The organism is Weizmannia sp. FSL K6-0777, assembly GCF_038593185.1.
Lineage (GTDB): Bacteria > Bacillota > Bacilli > Bacillales > Bacillaceae_C > Weizmannia > Weizmannia faecalis.
Genome location: NZ_CP151971.1, coordinates 1,634,371 through 1,647,951, shown reverse-complemented (window position 1 = coordinate 1,647,951; position 13,581 = coordinate 1,634,371). Strand labels below are relative to the sequence as shown.

Genomic DNA, 13,581 nt, shown 5'->3' with positions numbered 1-13,581 from the left:
AATTTCCTTAGAAAGGAGGTGATCCAGCCGCACCTTCCGATACGGCTACCTTGTTACGACTTCACCCCAATCATCTGTCCCACCTTCGGCGGCTGGCTCCGTAAAGGTTACCTCACCGACTTCGGGTGTTACAAACTCTCGTGGTGTGACGGGCGGTGTGTACAAGGCCCGGGAACGTATTCACCGCGGCATGCTGATCCGCGATTACTAGCGATTCCGGCTTCATGCAGGCGGGTTGCAGCCTGCAATCCGAACTGGGAATGGTTTTCTGGGATTGGCTTAACCTCGCGGTCTCGCAGCCCTTTGTACCATCCATTGTAGCACGTGTGTAGCCCAGGTCATAAGGGGCATGATGATTTGACGTCATCCCCACCTTCCTCCGGTTTGTCACCGGCAGTCACCTTAGAGTGCCCAACTCAATGCTGGCAACTAAGGTCAAGGGTTGCGCTCGTTGCGGGACTTAACCCAACATCTCACGACACGAGCTGACGACAACCATGCACCACCTGTCACTCTGTCCCCCGAAGGGGAAGGCCCTGTCTCCAGGGAGGTCAGAGGATGTCAAGACCTGGTAAGGTTCTTCGCGTTGCTTCGAATTAAACCACATGCTCCACCGCTTGTGCGGGCCCCCGTCAATTCCTTTGAGTTTCAGCCTTGCGGCCGTACTCCCCAGGCGGAGTGCTTAATGCGTTAGCTGCAGCACTAAAGGGCGGAAACCCTCTAACACTTAGCACTCATCGTTTACGGCGTGGACTACCAGGGTATCTAATCCTGTTTGCTCCCCACGCTTTCGCGCCTCAGCGTCAGTTACAGACCAGAGAGCCGCCTTCGCCACTGGTGTTCCTCCACATCTCTACGCATTTCACCGCTACACGTGGAATTCCACTCTCCTCTTCTGCACTCAAGCCTCCCAGTTTCCAATGACCGCTTGCGGTTGAGCCGCAAGATTTCACATCAGACTTAAGAAGCCGCCTGCGCGCGCTTTACGCCCAATAATTCCGGACAACGCTTGCCACCTACGTATTACCGCGGCTGCTGGCACGTAGTTAGCCGTGGCTTTCTGGCCGGGTACCGTCAAGGCGCCGCCCTGTTCGAACGGCACTTGTTCTTCCCCGGCAACAGAGTTTTACGACCCGAAGGCCTTCTTCACTCACGCGGCGTTGCTCCGTCAGACTTTCGTCCATTGCGGAAGATTCCCTACTGCTGCCTCCCGTAGGAGTTTGGGCCGTGTCTCAGTCCCAATGTGGCCGATCACCCTCTCAGGTCGGCTACGCATCGTTGCCTTGGTGAGCCGTTACCCCACCAACTAGCTAATGCGCCGCGGGCCCATCTGTAAGTGACAGCAAAAGCCGTCTTTCCTTTTTCCTCCATGCGGAGGAAAAAACTATCCGGTATTAGCCCCGGTTTCCCGGCGTTATCCCGATCTTACAGGCAGGTTGCCCACGTGTTACTCACCCGTCCGCCGCTAACCTTTTAAAAGCAAGCTTTTAAAAGGTCCGCACGACTTGCATGTATTAGGCACGCCGCCAGCGTTCGTCCTGAGCCAGGATCAAACTCTCAGTAAAGATGTTTGATAAAAGCTCAAAAAGAATTTGACGTTTCGTTTTGTCCAGTTTTCAAGGAACAATCTTTGCTGTTCTTAACAGCGACTCAATTATTATACCAAAATATCAATTCGCTGTCAACATCTTTTTTTAAACCCGTTTTTTAATCATCTAACGGGCCAGCTCATATATCATATCACTTATTCGTAACTTAAGTCAATAAGATAGAGCAAGGTAATGTTTTCCATCTCTTTTTAGATCCCTGCTCTATAATATAATGAAGAAACAGGGATCTATGCTGCGAGTTAAGATGGCGGAACGGCATTGACTTCCTCAGTTACATACGTACCGGTCATTTTCAGGGAACCGCAGTACTCCTTCGTATGTTTACATTGGAGAAAGCTGTCACAGCTGCCGCTTCTTTTATCCATTCCCTTTTTTCATCCATAATTTTCGGAATGCTTTTTGCCAGTCGCCGGCAAGTGCCTTTACACTTAAAATTTCTTCTATCGCATCAAAATTTGTTCTATCATGGTATCTGATTTTATTGATATGCAGAATGGAAAGCTGTTTTTCCCCTTTTTCAAGCAGGATAAAGCTGTCATTTTTCCGGACAAAGCCTTCTTCAAGCACACGCATATAGAAGCCGGACCAACCGGTTTCCACAATGTCGGCAGGAAAACTGTCCAATCCGTGTTTCGCAGCAATTTTATAGCAAGGCTCCCGCGGCTGTGATACCTGCACAATCGCTTCCCCCATTTGAAAAACATCACCGATATGGATATCTGCTTCCGACCATCCCGAGAGCGTAATATTTTCGCCAAATGCCCCCGGCTCAAAAGTTCGGTTAAATTTCTTCTCCCATACCGGAAAATGATCACCAACATACACGCAGACTGCTTTATCCGCTCCACCATGATGAACAAGGTCCGCTTGCTTGTCCCCTTCAAAATTTTCTTTTGCCAGATATACCGGGCCCTCCTGCGGTATTTTAAAAATGCCGCTCTGCACCACTTTCTGTTTATAGGTAAGCGCCTTTGGTTTGCCTGTATTTACCGAAACAACAACACCGTCCGCCATCACGTTCGCTCCTTCCCCAAATTGCTATCTAAATTTTACCATCCTTTGCGTAAATTTTGAAAAACATTTTAAGAAAATCCCGCGGGTCTCCCGTTCAGCTTTCCGAATTCGCTGTTTTCAATCCTTTTGCAGAAAGGTTTCTAAAATTTTTATCGCTTCATTATTTTATCAGAATGTTTGTTTGTATTTTATCACAAGAACAAAAGTTTTATCAATCAAGATATTGAAAAATTCTCGCAAAAAATTCACCGCCATTCAGCCTGCTTGGCACCAAAAAAGCCAGGCTCCTACACCCGGCTTATCTTGATTCCATTTTTAAACTGTCAAAAGGCGCAGGGGGGTTTACGCCTTCATTATAAAGTGAGTTCCCTTTTCAACAGGTCAGCTGCCGCTTCCGCATCTTCCGCGCCTGCAATGGAAGAAATGACGGAAACGCCGTCTGCCCCTGCTTCTATGACGCTTTTTGCATTGCCCGCCCCTATGCCGCCAATTCCGACAATGGGAATCCGGATGCCATTTTGGCGGATTTCGCGAATGACGGCTGTGCCTTTCGCTTCTTTCGCATCTTCTTTCGATTTCGTCGGAAAAATTGGGCCGACGCCAAGATAATCCGCGCCTCCATTTGCTGCCTGCCTGGCTTCCTCCAACGTATAGGCCGAGACGCCGATGATCTTATCCCCCAACTTTTCTCGTACGGATGCCAGCGGTTCATCTTCCTGCCCGACATGCACACCATCAGCATTCAGTTCCAACGCAAGTGCAATATCATCATTTACAAGAAAAGGAATCCCGTTTTTTTGGCATATCCACTTCAATTTTTCACCAAGCACTTTCTTTTCTTCGCCTTTTCGTGCACCTTTTCCTTTTTCGCGGTATTGAAAAAGGGTGACGCCGCCTCTGATGGCGTTTTCCAGCACTTGTTCCGGCGGCAGCGTGCAGTTCGGGCTGCCCATAATAAAATACAGTTTCAATGCGTCACGCAAATGTTCGCCTGTCATCGGTTTTTCATTCTCCTTTTTTGGTACGCCCAATGGTTCGTCGGCCCGTGCCCGTGTCCAATTTGAATGCCGTCTTCGATCGCCGCGGAAATGAATGCTTTTGCTGTCGACACAGCAGCAAATATATCCGCGCCTTTTGCCAATTCTGCCGTAATCGCTGAAGAAAACGTACAGCCGGTGCCGTGCGTATTTTTTGTTACGTATCTTTTCGCTGTATATTCGTAAAAGTTCGCCCCGTCAAAAAGCAAGTCGCTCGAAACCGGGGAAGACTCATGATGTCCGCCTTTAACGAGACAATACCGAGGACCGCAATCCGCAATGATGCGTGCCGCTTCCTTCATATCATCAGTATTTCGGATGGGCATTCCTGCCAGTTCCTCCGCTTCCGGAAGATTCGGCGTCACAATGAAGGCGAGCGGAAGCAGCTGGCTTTTTAAGGCTTTAACCGCTTCCTTTTGCAAAAGGGTTTCTCCGCCCTTTGCAATAATCACCGGGTCCACAACGAGTTTTTCCCAGCGGTAGGCTTTGATTTTTTCCGCGACCACTTCGATGATGCCGGAATCAAACAACATGCCGGTTTTTAGTGCATCCGTCCCCATATCTTCGGCAATGGACGCCAATTGGCGGGAGACTGCTTCGGGACCAAGCGGAAATACCCCCTGGACCCCGCGTGTATTTTGCGCCGTCACCGCGGTAATTACGGACATGCCGTATACTTCTAATTCCTGAAATGTTTTCAAGTCCGCCTGGATGCCGGCACCGCCCCCGGAATCAGAACCGGCAATCGTGAGTGCTTTTTTCATGATGTTCACCCTTCTTTCTTTTCAAAAGAGGCATATTTTTGGATTTCTTCAGGCCCTATTTCTGCCAACTGGTCTAAAAACGCCATTTGAAAACTGCCCGGCAAATCCCCGCCTGTTTTTTCCCTTGCGATTTCCGCAGCAGCGCCGTAAATCGCAAGCGCCGAAACGGATGCCTGAACCGGATCTTTCTCAACAGCGAGAAAGGCGCCGCAAACCGCGGACAAAAGGCAGCCTGTCCCGGTGACTTTTGTTAAAAGCGGGTGGCCGTTATGTACGAGATAAAGGTTTGTACCGTTTGACACCGCATCCGTCTTGCCACTTACCACGACCGTAGTATGAAGCGTTTTTGCCGCTTTTAAAGCGAGTTCGCCCGTATCCAGGCCGGTATCTCCTGCATCGACGCCTTTAACTTTGGCATCTATTCCGATCAGATTGGCGATTTCTCCGGCATTTCCCCTGATGGATGTGAAGCGGATTTCTTTCAGCAATTTTTTTGCCGTTTCTGTCCGGTAACGGGTTGAACCGGCAGCTACCGGATCAAGGACGACCGGAACGCCATTTTCATTTGCAGACTTTCCCGCCAATATCATTGCTTCGACGGCTTTTTCATTTAAAGTGCCGATATTTAACACGACCGCATTTGCCGCTTTCGCCATATCGGCAACTTCTTCCACCGCATCGGCCATTACCGGAGATGCGCCAAGTGCCAACAGCCCGTTTGCTGTAAAATTAGCCACCACAATATTCGTGATATTATGGATAAGCGGATTGGCTTCCCTGATTTTTTCAAGCAGTTCAATTGGTTTTTCCTTTTCCATTTCCATTCCCTCCTAATCCATTACAAGTCCGCCGTCAACGACGAGATTTTGTCCGGTTACCGCCCTCGCCCATGGCGATGCAAAAAACAACACGGCATCCGCAACGTCTTCCGGTTCTGTCACCTTTTGCAGCGGAGTAGTTTCCTGAATCAATTGAAAAACCGCTTCAGATGTGGCTGCACTTGCATCCGTCGTTTTCAGAAGGCCGCCGGATACCATATTAACGGTAATGCCATATTGCCCCAGATCTTTCGCCATGCTCCGGGTGAAGCCGAGGAGCGCTGCCTTGCTCGTATTGTAATCATGGTAGGCGACAACCGGATTTTGAAACAGGTTTGTGCCAATATTGATCACCCTGCCGAAATGCAGCCGTTTCATTTCCGCAAGGCCGGCCTGTATGGTATTTAATGCGCCGCGAACCGCACCTTCCATCTGCAAGCTGTATTCCTCCCACGAAATTCGGGAAGCATCGTGCCGGGATTCCGGATCAAAGCGGAAATGCACGAGGGCATTATTTACAATTGTCGTGACAGGCCTGGAAAAATAAGCTTCGGCCTGCCGGAACATCTTTCTTACCTGCGCCGGATCCCTTACATCCGCCTTCAGGGCAACCGCTTTTTCTCCTAAAATATTCTGAAGATCCTTTGCCTTCCCCTCACTCTCAAAATAGTTGATGACAACGCCCGCCCCTTCTCTTGCAAAAGCTTTTACAACTGCTTTGCCTAACCCCCTGCTTCCGCCTGTGATGACGACCACCTGCTCATCCAGTTTCATTTGTCCCACCCCTTCCCATGCAAAAAAGCCAGGCCCGAAAAGACCTGACTTCATCAGCAAGAAATTTTTTACAAATTCCTACTTTCCTACGCCGGTATGATCCGGATCAGGTCCAAAGGGTTGAAAAACGCCGGTTTTTCTCTCAGCCCGCCAAATCCGGGCACCCCTAGTAGTTTGAAAGATTTACTTTTTTCAATTATAGCTTTTCTATTATGCTTTGTAAAGCTTAATGAAAATCACCGGCAGGGGTTATATTATGTGAATTTAGCTTTGTTATCTTTCTCCATCTTCATCTCTTAATACCCAATGGGCAATTGGTCCATGGCCATGCCCAATTCCCGGGCTCTCAGAGATTGCTCTTGTCAATAATTTTTTAGCTGTTTTTACGCTGTCTTCTAAGGGATGGCCCTTCGCCAACTCAGCTGTAATCAATGAAGACAATGTACAACCAGTTCCATGAGTGTGAACGGTATCAATGCGTTTAGATTCGAGCCATATTGTCTGCTCCCTCGTCACCAGACAATCACGAACAGTTTCTGATGTAACCAGATCATGTCCGCCCTTTAACAGCACAGCACCTGCCCCTCTTTTGAGAATCAGTCGTGCTGCGTGCTCCCGGTCCTGATCAGTACGTATCGTCATTTCTGACAGAACTTCCCCCTCCGGTGTATTCGGTGTAATGACATCAGCAACCGGAACCAATTTCTTTTTAATCGTCGCAATTGCTTCAGGAGCAACGAGATGTGTCCCACCTTTTGCAATCATGACCGGATCCACAACCAGCGGCCTCCATTTAAATCGTTTAATTCCGTCAACAACAGCTTCTATGCGTTCTGCATCAAACAGCATACCCGTTTTTAAAGCTGCAATTGAAAAGTCGTCCGCAATGGATTCCATTTGACGGACAATGCTGTCAACCGGCATTGGAAAAATTCCCTGAACTCCTTTTGTATTTTGCGCTGTCACGGCAACGATTACAGACATGCCGTAGACACCCCTCTCTTCAAAAGTTTTCAGGTCGGCCTGAATACCTGCACCGCCACCGCTGTCAGTTCCTGCAATTGTTAATACCTGTGGTCTCATCTAATATACACCTCTTCTAAAATGATCATAGTATTATTTTTTTTCTGCATTTGACAGATTGGATCCCATCCATTTGTTATAATGTTTTTGAAAATAACTTATCAGCCTGCTGCATGATTCTTGTATATGCCACTGCTTCTAACCTTTGAAAATTGATCCCTATGAAGAAGTCTCATAAGGAAATAATAAAGGACTGCCGTAATAATCAGACTAATAAATGACGAACCAATTGGCCAAGCTTGAAAATAGCTGACTTCATAGAGAGCAAAACCAACCACAAAAGCGACGAAAGCTACCAGATTAACACCGCCCCGGTACCAGTACGATCCTTCTGGTTTAGTCAAGTCTGCTGGCTTCAGGTGTTTACGGATCAAAAAATAATCAACCAATACGATGCTTTCAATGGGAATAAAGACAGCACCAAGGATTAATAAAAAGCTTTGATATTTATCAATTGGAAACACCAGCGAAATCAGTGTGCCTGACACTCCTGCAATGAATACAAGCCGCCTCTCCGAAAACTTTGGAAATAAATTGCTTGCAGAAACACCTGCTGAAAAAACATCTAGAAAAGCTGTCGTTACAGTGGAGAAAAAAATAATAAGCAGACCTGGGATACCCAAGCCCAGTGCACCCATGATTGGAATTGGGCTTGCATTCCAAAGGCCAGTAGCAATGGTACAAAGCAAGCCAACAAAGTACATCCAGATGCTGGATAGAGCATAACCCCAATATGTAGCGTGTGCGGCCCCGTTAATATTCCTTGCATACCGGGAATAGTCTGCAACCAAAGGAACCCAGGAAAGGCACATGCCGATCACATAATCTAATCCGAGAGAGAAAGTAAGATGACCTTTAGGTTTCTTGTCCATTAAGTCTGCAACATTTACTGTTGACAAAACAGCATAGGTCATGATGATGGATAAAATCAATGTTGCACCAACTGTAAATATCTGAAACCATTTTAAATGATTGTGTTTCAAAAGCGCGTTAACCGTTGTGATCAAACCAATCAAGATAATCCAAAAATCCCGGTTCCCAAGAACTCCTGCAAATTTTAAAGATACACAGGCTTCAGCTGCCATCAGAATCATCACAGCTGTCCAGCCAATTAACTGCAGTGCATTGCACAAGCTCGGAAAAAAAGAACCTCTAATCCCAAATGAAGCACGGGTAGCAATCATACCTGATACTCCCTCTCTTGTTCCAATGCGGGACATGAAATACATAGGAACTGACCCGACAAGCATGCCAACGATAATCGTCAGTAATCCATTCTTCAAACCAAGACCTGCCAGTGTATTTCCTGAAAAAATAGCAGCCAGTCCTAATCCTGCTCCGATCCATAACAGTGCAATCTGCAACGAAGCAATTTGCTGTTCCTTTTTTGGCACTACTTCTAATGAGTATTGGACTTTTAATTTCTCATTCGATTCCATTTGAAAACGACCTTTCACATTTTTTGATAACGAAATATATTGTTAAAACAATTGGTTTGGTAATTACATTTTTACGACCAAAAGAATGACGGTATATCTTTTCTGGACGGTTTTATGTAGCTCTTGCTGACATTTGTTTTTATCTGAAATTTGGAAACAGAGAGACTTACAATTATAATGTTTGGAGATCCATCACTTTTTTAAAAGGTGCTGTCAGAAAGATTTTTTGTTTCATATTGAACTGCCTCTCCTGTTCTTTTCGTTTAAATCTTATCGGATAAATGCACCTGCATAGCCTGCTAAAGCGTCCCCAAGCCACAGCGGAACCATTTTTAATAAATTTGCAGGAAGCTGATCTTTCTGAAAAAATTGGAGTGCTAAAGATTCGGAAGAATTGTTTCGCAGCTTTCCTCCTGCAATTTCCGCCAAAAAACAAGTGGTGATAAAATGGACACACTTTCCATCAGGATACTTGAAAACTTGAAATTCAGGGTCGGAATAAACACCAATTATTTGTTTTATCCGAATTGTTAAGTTTGTCTCTTCTTGCATCTCTCTGATTGCTGCTTGCAAAACAGTTTCCCCAGGTTCAACATGGCCGGTTGGAAGACCCCATTTTCCAACATCTGCCCGCTTTTGAAGTAATACTCTTTCCTGTTGATCAAAAAGAACAACGGCTACACCCGGATAAATTTGGTCGATTACATTCAATGCTTCATTCCTCCTTCAAAAAATAAAAAAAGAGGGGAAAGAATCAGCGCATAAGAAATACACTGAACCTTTCCCCTCGGATCTTTTATATCAATAGGTGCCTCTTGTTTTATTACAAGAGATGAAGCCCTCGGTCGCAGACCTTCTGAATGAAGCGGAACCCTAGCTCCAGTTTTCCAGTTCGACAATATTTTATATTAAGTTAATCACAATGTCAAGAGATTGCCGCATTTTTAACTCAATTTTGATTCTTATCAGCATTATGACACCGGCCAGCCCGCAGATGAAGAGGTACGGCGATAAACTGCGCTTTTTAAGCCAAAATGCAAAAACTACAGTCTTTTCAAAAACACATAACTGACTTTATCATAATCCATTTTTTCTTCATAAAACCGGTGGGCGTCTTTTCTTTGCAGGCCGGATGACAGGGAAACAATGCCGTATCCGTTTTCGCCAGCCTGTTTTTCCACATACGCCAAAAGCCTGGCGCCGTATCCTTTTGATCGGTGCGCTTCATCCGTCACCAGGTCGCATACCCAAATGAACCGCCCGTTGTACAAAGTAATCATCGGCATATACCCGGTTACCGCCACAATATTTCCGCCATCTATTACAGCGGCCATCTTGTAATCCGATGTCTTTGCCGCCGCCTCCACCAGCTGAAGATCGTTTTCTTCGTCCAAATGTTTCCGCAGCTGTTTCATCACCGGAAACACCGCTTTCCACTCTTCGCGGGCTGTAAGTTCTTTTATTTTCACCTGTATACCCCTTCTTTGTCTAAATGGTAATGCATAATAATCAATTCGCCCTTTTTCCCCATCATCCTGTCCCCTTCATCCACAAACCCGGCTTGTCTGTATAAATTTTGGGCAGCAAGATTTTCCGCATTCACCCCAAGGACCATTTGCTCTATTTCCGGAAAATGGGTACGGACAAAATGGGGCAGCTGTTTTAAACATTGCCTGGCGTATCCTTTTCCCTGCTGGTGGAAATCGGTTGAAAAAGTCCGCAGCAATATGGCATGCGGATGATTTGTATAGGACCTGGCGCCATTTTTTTCATGAAGCACAAAAAAGTTTGTGATCATGTTATGGCGGACTGCAACAACAGGGTGCCGTTCCGGATCCTCTTTTGCAAGGGCAATGGCTTCATTTGGATGCCCCGTAAAACGGAGCTGATCATCCGTTATCGTATAGTTGTCCAATTGTTGCTTTAAATCATCATTGTAAAAGACCAGTTCCAATTCCATTACCCCTTACATGTCGTTTCTTCCAAATCGAGTGATAACCGTACCATATCCCGGCAGTGAATCCCGTTTTCATAAATCGCTTCATCATAATGCCTGACGAAAAAGTCTCTGTCCATCCCGGAGATCCGGAAACCGCATTTTTGATATAAGGCCAGCTGGCTGATGCTGGAATTACCGGTACCCACTTCGATCGATTTAAATCCTTTTCTTCCTGCCCTCTGGATGGCATCCAGCACAAGCCGTTTTCCAAATCCTTTTCCATGATGTTCTTTTGCAACCGCTACATTCGCCAATTCCACGATTCCCGGCCTTGCCGCTAGCAGGATATAAACGCCGATTATCTTTCCTTCGAATTCCGCCACATAGCATTCTCCGCGTTTGGCATAGGCCATCACCATTTCGCGTGACGGGTCGGCAAGCAGCAGTAAATCCATCGGCAGTTTTTCCTTGTTTCCCAGTTGCCGGATGTTTAACGCTTTTTTTACTTCCAAAACTGCCAGCTCCCCCCATATTTTGTTAAATTCTAACATATCTCTCTTTATCAGTCTATCATCCTAGGAACATTTCATCAATTCTGCCTTTTATGAAGAAATACAAACAATAGTTCCCCTTTTTATGATAAAATAATGGCAGATAGTACTTTTCTGGAATATAGGGGGGCGGAGATTTGGAAACGCTGTTTTTTAAAACTTTTGTTTGGCTTTGTTTTGCCGGTCTCGTGATATACACTTACCTTTATGGAAAAAATGAAGAAAAGATGGATGCAAAAGTTTTTCTGATCCGGAAAATCTGGTATTTGGTTTATTTATTTGGCGCGCTGGTTTACTGGACGATCCACCCGGCGAGCATTTTCACGGAATTTAAAAACTATGCCATCACCGCGCTTATTTTTGCGGCTATCGACGGTTTTATTTTTTTAAATATGTATTTCCGCAAAGCCGGAAAATATGAATTGGAAAGATTTACGAAAACCGTTTCTGCAAACGAGTCTTTGCTTCAGGACAATCTGTCAATGGCTAAAAATATGCTCGACATCTTGAATAACGAGGGCATCGTAGGGTATTATGGTAGTAAAGAAGGATATCTGTTAGGTTTAAAAGAAGTACTGTCATCTTATGCGGAAAAAGCGGATATGAGCGTTAACATTTTGCCGTTTACAACACCGTTAGAGAAAGATCAGGCATTGTATAGTTACGCAAATCCCGGTTCCGTCCGCGCGAAATTGGACAGGCTGGAGACGGTGTATCATGTCGATGGAAACGATGCGCTCCATCCGATTTATCTTTTTCATGACGAATTGTATCTATTAAAAATATCCGGTTCCAGAGCCATTACAGAAATGGATTGTATCCTGTTTGTCATCATGGCCCATGTTTATGATTTTGCGGCTCCGCCGGACGACATGGATTGAAAAACAAGGCGGTGACAAAAATGAAAAAAAGCAGTGCACTCCTGGCACAGAGAAATGAAACCGGAAATATTCGGGGAACTTTCAGAAGAAAATCAAGAGTCCGTGTTCCTTCAGTGGGCATCAGCCCGACGACTTTAAAAATCATGGAAGAAAACGAACAGATCCTGAAAAAGTACGGCAAAAAATCTTCTCAAGGGCAATAACAAACTGGTTATTGCCCTTCATACTTTTTAACAACTCTACATACACTATTGCAGATAATCAGCAGAGGTGATCATGTGAAAAAGTTCCATAAAGAAACAAGCGTTTACTCTCCGCCCCCTTCTCCTTCCCCAATGGAAAAAAACAGAAAAAAACAGACAGTGGAACTCCTCAGCTTTATTGATAAGCTGAAAAATAAGCGGGCAACATGAAATCAGATTAGCACCCGCAGATTTTTTGTTCTTGCAAAGGGATATGTAGCATACCTCTCTTACGGCATCGAGCGGACAGTAAGGGTAATGAGAACCGTCAAAACCGCTAAACCGCCAAGCAGGACAGCGGAACCGAGTGCAAGCCGGCTGAAGACCATCACCATTTTTTCTCCGGAACTCAACTTTTTTAAGATCATATATAAAAGCAACCCTGACAAAAAGGCTATTCCCCAGCCCACCATACCGGGAATCGTTGCAAGCTTTTGCCATTTGACAAGCCATATATACAAAATAGTAGCATCAGCAGCCAGTAAAAATACAGTCAGCACCAATAAGCATTTTTTTAACATCCAGTTGCCCCCTCATCTCCAGCGCTTTTTTATGTCAACTTGGCGATGTACTCCCCATCCGGCTCAAAACAACAGCAGGACGCCATCTTTTCGCGTTTTTCATCATCTTTCTTAATGCGTTGTGATCATGATGACACCCATCACAATACAGAATGCTGAAAGGTACATTGTTTCTGACATCCAAAAATAACCGAAAGTTGACGGTATTGCCTGTCCGGAATTTGACGAGTATAATGTCCTCGTATTTATTCTTGAGAAAGGAAAAGGACATCCCCCATGATGTATAACTGTACCATCAGCTATACGGGGAATGTCCCACCAAAAATAACGATTATGGTTATTGTATCAGATTATAAGCTAATTGAAAATACTCAACTTGGTGTTTTTGGTTAGGGGTGCGGAAAAAGTACCTTCCCCTTGTTGTGGTAAACATATGAAGGTTATTGGGACAAGAGATCGAAAAGCCATTGATAGATCTGGAAAGAAGCATATTTATAATATCAGACGTTTACAATGTGAACAATGCGGAAAGATTCATCACGAACTTCCAGAATTTCTGGTGCCTTATAAAAGATATAAATCGGAATGTATTGAAACGGTTTTGACTAATCGTTCCAATCATGATATTCCGGCAGATGAATCAACACTTTATCGTTGGATAGACTGGTTTTATTTTTATGTAGAATACTGGATCCATTGCCTTGTTTCCATTAAACATCAGACCAAACAAGATGGGGACGACCTGAAAGTTTTGCCCGAAACTTCGGGGACCGCACTCCAAAGATTAGGGCGATTGGTGGGCAATGCCTCCGGATGGCTGGCGCGTGTTGTCCGACCCGTTGTAAATTTTTATTTATGGGTACATACCCGTTCTGCATTCTTGTCCGGCGGGGGTTGATTTACACTCA

The 13,581-nt window shown here is 45.3% G+C and carries 15 protein-coding genes, 1 rRNA gene and 1 riboswitch; of the genes, 3 read left to right on the top strand and 13 right to left on the bottom strand.

What is annotated here, in order from left to right:
• Positions 1-11: 11 nt before the first annotated feature.
• The 12 genes from NST70_RS07675 to NST70_RS07620 all read right to left on the bottom strand — a co-directional run bounded on the left by NST70_RS07675 (position 12) and on the right by NST70_RS07620 (position 11,029).
• Positions 12-1,565: ribosomal RNA gene (locus NST70_RS07675) — 16S ribosomal RNA — on the bottom strand.
• A gap of 402 nt (positions 1,566-1,967) precedes the next feature.
• Entirely contained in the window at positions 1,968-2,624 is a 657-nt protein-coding gene (locus NST70_RS07670; RefSeq protein ID WP_061577283.1) for an MOSC domain-containing protein, read from the bottom strand.
• A 353-nt stretch (positions 2,625-2,977) separates the two neighbouring features.
• Positions 2,978-3,622: a thiamine phosphate synthase gene (gene thiE, locus NST70_RS07665; RefSeq protein WP_342476110.1), complete on the bottom strand. Its 645-nt coding sequence runs from the start codon at positions 3,620-3,622 to the stop codon at positions 2,978-2,980.
• Positions 3,619-4,425 carry a bifunctional hydroxymethylpyrimidine kinase/phosphomethylpyrimidine kinase gene (thiD, locus tag NST70_RS07660; protein ID WP_342476108.1) on the bottom strand — a complete coding sequence of 269 codons (807 nt, stop codon included), beginning with the start codon at positions 4,423-4,425 and terminating at the stop codon, positions 3,619-3,621. Before thiD (NST70_RS07660) ends, thiE begins: the two co-directional genes overlap by 4 nt.
• Before the next feature lie 5 nt (positions 4,426-4,430).
• Complete coding sequence (gene thiM, locus NST70_RS07655) at positions 4,431-5,243, bottom strand: hydroxyethylthiazole kinase (protein WP_342476107.1); 813 nt, start codon at positions 5,241-5,243, stop codon at positions 4,431-4,433.
• A gap of 12 nt (positions 5,244-5,255) precedes the next feature.
• Positions 5,256-6,017: a 3-oxoacyl-ACP reductase gene (locus NST70_RS07650; RefSeq protein ID WP_017552394.1), complete on the bottom strand. Its 762-nt coding sequence runs from the start codon at positions 6,015-6,017 to the stop codon at positions 5,256-5,258.
• A 66-nt stretch (positions 6,018-6,083) separates the two neighbouring features.
• Positions 6,084-6,195, bottom strand: a riboswitch (TPP riboswitch).
• A gap of 95 nt (positions 6,196-6,290) precedes the next feature.
• The gene (gene thiD / locus NST70_RS07645) at positions 6,291-7,100 is read right to left on the bottom strand and encodes a bifunctional hydroxymethylpyrimidine kinase/phosphomethylpyrimidine kinase (RefSeq protein WP_342476105.1); all 810 of its coding nucleotides are present in this window, start codon (positions 7,098-7,100) and stop codon (positions 6,291-6,293) included.
• 101 nt (positions 7,101-7,201) lie between these two features.
• Entirely contained in the window at positions 7,202-8,539 is a 1,338-nt protein-coding gene (gene cytX / locus NST70_RS07640; protein ID WP_014098326.1) for a putative hydroxymethylpyrimidine transporter CytX, read from the bottom strand.
• Positions 8,540-8,809: 270 nt separating this feature from the next.
• Positions 8,810-9,250 carry an NUDIX domain-containing protein gene (locus NST70_RS07635; protein WP_014098327.1) on the bottom strand — a complete coding sequence of 147 codons (441 nt, stop codon included), beginning with the start codon at positions 9,248-9,250 and terminating at the stop codon, positions 8,810-8,812.
• 332 nt (positions 9,251-9,582) lie between these two features.
• Positions 9,583-10,008: a GNAT family N-acetyltransferase gene (locus NST70_RS07630; RefSeq protein WP_061577286.1), complete on the bottom strand. Its 426-nt coding sequence runs from the start codon at positions 10,006-10,008 to the stop codon at positions 9,583-9,585.
• Positions 10,005-10,499: a GNAT family N-acetyltransferase gene (locus NST70_RS07625; RefSeq protein ID WP_061577287.1), complete on the bottom strand. Its 495-nt coding sequence runs from the start codon at positions 10,497-10,499 to the stop codon at positions 10,005-10,007. Before NST70_RS07625 ends, NST70_RS07630 begins: the two co-directional genes overlap by 4 nt.
• Positions 10,499-11,029, bottom strand: a complete 531-nt coding sequence (locus tag NST70_RS07620; protein WP_061577288.1) for a GNAT family N-acetyltransferase — start codon at positions 11,027-11,029, stop codon at positions 10,499-10,501. The genes NST70_RS07625 and NST70_RS07620 overlap by 1 nt, the downstream gene beginning before the upstream one ends.
• A 137-nt stretch (positions 11,030-11,166) precedes the next feature.
• On the opposite strand from NST70_RS07620, the gene NST70_RS07615 reads away from it, so the two are divergent.
• Together NST70_RS07615 and NST70_RS07610 are read left to right on the top strand one after the other, a co-directional pair.
• Positions 11,167-11,910 (top strand): type II toxin-antitoxin system SpoIISA family toxin, encoded by a 744-nt coding sequence (locus NST70_RS07615; RefSeq protein ID WP_026683441.1) that lies wholly within the window; start codon positions 11,167-11,169, stop codon positions 11,908-11,910.
• Positions 11,911-11,930: 20 nt separating this feature from the next.
• Positions 11,931-12,113 carry a hypothetical protein gene (locus NST70_RS07610; protein ID WP_014098332.1) on the top strand — a complete coding sequence of 61 codons (183 nt, stop codon included), beginning with the start codon at positions 11,931-11,933 and terminating at the stop codon, positions 12,111-12,113.
• A 269-nt stretch (positions 12,114-12,382) separates the two neighbouring features.
• Here NST70_RS07610 and NST70_RS07605 read toward each other — a convergent pair whose 3' ends face one another.
• Entirely contained in the window at positions 12,383-12,673 is a 291-nt protein-coding gene (locus NST70_RS07605; RefSeq protein ID WP_061577289.1) for a hypothetical protein, read from the bottom strand.
• 379 nt (positions 12,674-13,052) lie between these two features.
• On the opposite strand from NST70_RS07605, the gene NST70_RS07600 reads away from it, so the two are divergent.
• Positions 13,053-13,571: a DUF6431 domain-containing protein gene (locus tag NST70_RS07600; protein WP_225620988.1), complete on the top strand. Its 519-nt coding sequence runs from the start codon at positions 13,053-13,055 to the stop codon at positions 13,569-13,571.
• The last annotated feature ends 10 nt before the right edge of the window (positions 13,572-13,581 follow it).

What these genes read in the sequence shown, in the direction of transcription:
- NST70_RS07610 (WP_014098332.1), top strand. Translation starts at nt 11,931, where the DNA reads ATGAAAAAAAGCAGTGCACTCCTGGCACAGAGAAATGAAACCGGAAAT.
- thiE (WP_342476110.1), bottom strand. Translation starts at nt 3,622, where the DNA reads ATGACAGGCGAACATTTGCGTGACGCATTGAAACTGTATTTTATTATG.
- NST70_RS07625 (WP_061577287.1), bottom strand. Translation starts at nt 10,499, where the DNA reads ATGGAATTGGAACTGGTCTTTTACAATGATGATTTAAAGCAACAATTG.
- thiD (WP_342476105.1), bottom strand. Translation starts at nt 7,100, where the DNA reads ATGAGACCACAGGTATTAACAATTGCAGGAACTGACAGCGGTGGCGGT.
- NST70_RS07670 (WP_061577283.1), bottom strand. Translation starts at nt 2,624, where the DNA reads ATGGCGGACGGTGTTGTTGTTTCGGTAAATACAGGCAAACCAAAGGCG.
- thiD (WP_342476108.1), bottom strand. Translation starts at nt 4,425, where the DNA reads ATGAAAAAAGCACTCACGATTGCCGGTTCTGATTCCGGGGGCGGTGCC.
- cytX (WP_014098326.1), bottom strand. Translation starts at nt 8,539, where the DNA reads ATGGAATCGAATGAGAAATTAAAAGTCCAATACTCATTAGAAGTAGTG.
- thiM (WP_342476107.1), bottom strand. Translation starts at nt 5,243, where the DNA reads ATGGAAAAGGAAAAACCAATTGAACTGCTTGAAAAAATCAGGGAAGCC.
- NST70_RS07605 (WP_061577289.1), bottom strand. Translation starts at nt 12,673, where the DNA reads ATGTTAAAAAAATGCTTATTGGTGCTGACTGTATTTTTACTGGCTGCT.
- NST70_RS07620 (WP_061577288.1), bottom strand. Translation starts at nt 11,029, where the DNA reads ATGTTAGAATTTAACAAAATATGGGGGGAGCTGGCAGTTTTGGAAGTA.
- NST70_RS07650 (WP_017552394.1), bottom strand. Translation starts at nt 6,017, where the DNA reads ATGAAACTGGATGAGCAGGTGGTCGTCATCACAGGCGGAAGCAGGGGG.